The sequence below is a fragment of the Rhodococcus sp. 27YEA6 genome (assembly GCF_044908235.1).
GTDB classification, from domain to species: domain Bacteria; phylum Actinomycetota; class Actinomycetes; order Mycobacteriales; family Mycobacteriaceae; genus Rhodococcus_F; species Rhodococcus_F qingshengii.
On the sequence record NZ_JBIYCY010000059.1, the window covers coordinates 1 to 2,580 of the forward strand.

Annotated in this window: 2 protein-coding genes; both read left to right on the top strand. The window is 65.3% G+C overall.

Annotation, left to right across the window (positions count from 1 at the left end; all coding sequences use genetic code 11):
- Window positions 1-133: 133 nt before the first annotated feature.
- Window positions 134-1,675: an IS21-like element IS1415 family transposase gene (gene istA / locus ABH939_RS33080; RefSeq protein ID WP_030538069.1), complete on the top strand. Its 1,542-nt coding sequence runs from the start codon at window positions 134-136 to the stop codon at window positions 1,673-1,675.
- Window positions 1,675-2,466 carry an IS21-like element IS1415 family helper ATPase IstB gene (gene istB, locus ABH939_RS33085; protein WP_003944771.1) on the top strand — a complete coding sequence of 264 codons (792 nt, stop codon included), beginning with the start codon at window positions 1,675-1,677 and terminating at the stop codon, window positions 2,464-2,466. The genes istA and istB overlap by 1 nt, the downstream gene beginning before the upstream one ends.
- Window positions 2,467-2,580: the final 114 nt, after the last annotated feature.

Sequence of the window (2,580 nt, forward strand, 5' to 3'; positions counted from 1 at the left end):
TGTCGACGGCCATCGTAAGCTCCCCACTGGCGGCCATTTATGGCGCATTTTGTGGCCATGGTTTCTCCCCGCGTACGGCCAGATAGTTCCCCACCTGCTGTGAGTCAGATTCGGTCCCGGCAACGCTGGGTGGATGAAATCGAGCAGGGAGATCATGGAAATTTTGGAGGCGTACGACCTCACGGGTAGTTATCGGGCGGCGGCGGAGCTGGCTGGGTGTGATCACCACACGGTGGCCCGGTATGTGCAGATGCGCGCTGCGGGGCAGCCGCCGGACCGCCGGCGGCATCGAGCGCGGGCGATCGACGACTTTCTGCCGAAGATCGAGGAGTTGGTGGTCCGCTCGCAGGGCAAGGTCCGCGCGGATGTCATCCACGAACGGATCGTCGCGCTGGGGTTCACCGGCGGTGAGCGGACCACGCGCCGGACGGTCGCGGAGGCGAAGGCCCAGTTTCGGGCTGGTCGGCGGCGAGTGTATCGGCCGTGGGTAACCGAACCTGGGCTGTGGTTACAGTACGACTTCGGTGACGGGCCAACGATTTCCGGCCGGAAGACGACGTTGTTCTGCGCATGGTTGGCGTGGTCGCGATTTCGGGTGGTGATCCCGATCTGGGACAAGACATTGCCGACGGTGGCGGCGTGTTTGGATGCGACATTCCGCCGCTTGGGCGGGGTTCCGGTCTATGTCCTCACCGACAACGAGAAGACCGCGACGATCGATCACGTGGCCGGGATCGCGGTCCGCAATCCGGAGATCGTGGAGGTGGCACGGCATTACGGCACGACGCTGCGGACGTGTTTACCTGCTGATCCGGAGTCGAAGGGAGGAAGTGAGGCGACGGTGCGGATCGCCAAAGCCGACCTGTTGCCGAAGGAGGTGAACCTGCGCGAGCAGTATCACTCTTTCGGTGAGCTCGAGTCGGCTTGCCGGCAGTTCTGCACCGACGTCAACACCCGCGTCCACAGCTCTACTCGGCGGCGGCCGGTCGAGCGGCTGGCCGAAGAGTTGCAGCGGCTGCATCCGCTGCCGAAATCTCCGTTCACCGCGGTGTTCGGCACTACCCGGCGGGTGAACTGGGAGTCGACGATCTCGGTGGAAGGGGTGCGGTATTCGGTGCCGCACACGTTGATCGACACTCGGGTCTGGGCCCGCTTCCATGGTGAGGAGCTGATCGTGACCGCCGTCGACAATGATGGCGGTGCAGTCGAAGTCGCGCGGCACCGCCGCGGCCAACCCGGTTCACCGGTCCTCGACAACGACCACTACCCACCCCGCCCAGACCGCGACGCCGCCGACCGGGTGCCCAAGCCTCGTACCGCCGCCGAGCTCGCCTTCCTACAGTTGGGCCAGGGTGCCAACAGCTGGCTGGTCGAGGCTGCCGCCGCGGGAGCGCGCCGCATCAGGGCGAAGATGGCCGAGGCCGTGGACCTTTCGAAGCTGCACTCCCCGGACGCAGTCGACAGAGCGTTGGGGACGGCGGCGATGACCGGCCGGTTCGCCGATCGGGACCTGATCTCGATCCTCGACTACCAAGTCACCCACGAACACGCTGATCCGGTCCGTCGCAGCGAGAACCACACTCTGCAACCGGGCACCGCCGCCTGGTCCACCTTCGGCCAGACACCAGCGCCGGCCAGCCCAGCCACTACTGACGATGAAAGCGATGACGCCTGATGAGCACCCCTTTGCGCACTGTTACCAGCGCTAACGGCGACCCGTTGGCCGAGGCGATCGACCTGACTAAACGCCTGAAACTGCCCCATATCCGCAGGTCCTTGAGCGATATCATCCCGACCGCGAAAGCCCAACGCTGGGACCCCGCCGAAGTCGTGCGGGTTCTCCTCGCTGAGGAAGCCGCCGGCCGGGACCGGGCGAACCTGCACACTCGCCGCAAACGCGCGGGTTTCCCTACCGGCAAGACCTTCGGCGACTGGGACGAAACGAAATCGTCGATTCCCCGCGCCACCCAGGACGCGCTCCGCACCCTGGAGTGGGTCGGGCGGCGTGAATGTTTCTGCGTCTGTGGGCCTTCGGGAACTGGCAAGTCTCACTTCACCGAGGCACTCGGGCAGGCCGCAGTCGAAGCTGGGCTGGCGGTGTCTTGGTTCACCATCGAAGACCTCGGTGCCCTGGTCCGCCGGCACCGTGCCGACGACTCCATCGCCCGAGCCCTGACGAGGATCATCCGCTCCGACCTGATCATCGTCGACGACATCGGTCTGCTCCCGGTCTCTGAAGACGCCGCCGAAGGATTCTATCGCCTCGTCGACGCTGCCTACGAACGCCGAGCGATTGCCGTCTCGAGCAACCTGCACCCCTCCGGCTTCGACGAGATCATGCCCAAAACATTGGCCACCGCCACCGTTGACCGGCTCCTGCACCATGCGCACGTCGTCGTCACCGACGGCGACTCCTTCCGCCTCACCGAAGCCACCACCGGCAAGGGGGTGAAGCCCTTCAGCTAACCCAAATCAGAAAGCGGGTGGGGAAAAACAACTGGCCGCCACCGGGGAGAACCCGTGGCCACCAGCGGGGAGAACTACTGGCCGCCTACGGGGAGAACTTCGTGGCCATTGACA

What these genes read in the sequence shown, in the direction of transcription:
- istA (WP_030538069.1), top strand. Translation starts at nt 134, where the DNA reads ATGAAATCGAGCAGGGAGATCATGGAAATTTTGGAGGCGTACGACCTC.
- istB (WP_003944771.1), top strand. Translation starts at nt 1,675, where the DNA reads ATGAGCACCCCTTTGCGCACTGTTACCAGCGCTAACGGCGACCCGTTG.